Genomic DNA, 617 nt, shown 5'->3' with positions numbered 1-617 from the left:
GGATCGGCCTTTCCTTATATGCGAAGCGGATCGAGCGCGGGCATTTCCTGTGGCCTTCGGCAAAGGACGGAGCGATCCATCTCTCCCCGTCACAATTGACTTGTCTGCTGGAGGGTGTGGACTGGCGCAATCCGCAGAAAACATGGAGACCTGAACTGGCGGGATAATAAAAACCGCGCCAGGTCAGCATATACTGGTACCCTTTTGAGCGCCCATGTGATCAACTGCCTTCATGACGGGAGACACGGACGACATCATCGCCTTGCGCGCGGCACTTGCCGCTGCCGAGGCGCGTGCCGAGGTCGCGGAAGCCCGTGCGGCCAGCGCCGAAGCGCAGGTTGCCCATCTCAAACATCTTATCGCGCGGATGCGCCAGGACCGTTTCGGCGCCTCGTCGGAGCGGGGGCGCCGCCTGCTGGCCCAACTCGAACTCGAACTGGAAGAACTGGAGACGACGCTCGCCGAGGACGCGCCCGAAAATGCGGCGGATCCCGCTGTCCGCACGACAGCACCCCGGAGTGTTAAGCGGCATGGAAAAGTGACCCCTTCGGAAGGGGGACAGGCAGCCAAAAACGACCCCTTTCTGAGAAACGGGTTCACGATGGCCTTCATGCTGA

Annotated in this window: 2 protein-coding genes; both read left to right on the top strand. The window is 61.4% G+C overall.

The annotated features are described in order from the left end of the window. Window positions 1-2 precede the first annotated feature (2 nt). Window positions 3-167, top strand: coding sequence for an IS66 family insertion sequence element accessory protein TnpB (gene tnpB, locus CFR80_RS20240; RefSeq protein ID WP_220032779.1), 165 nt, complete (start codon window positions 3-5; stop codon window positions 165-167). 65 nt (window positions 168-232) lie between these two features. After that, window positions 233-617: transposase (locus tag CFR80_RS18700; RefSeq protein ID WP_258367976.1), on the top strand; the 385-nt coding region annotated here is incomplete at its 3' end.

The sequence above is a fragment of the Komagataeibacter oboediens genome, assembly GCF_003207815.1.
In the GTDB taxonomy this organism is placed as follows: domain Bacteria; phylum Pseudomonadota; class Alphaproteobacteria; order Acetobacterales; family Acetobacteraceae; genus Komagataeibacter; species Komagataeibacter oboediens.
This window is presented reverse-complemented; position numbering and strand designations above follow the sequence as displayed.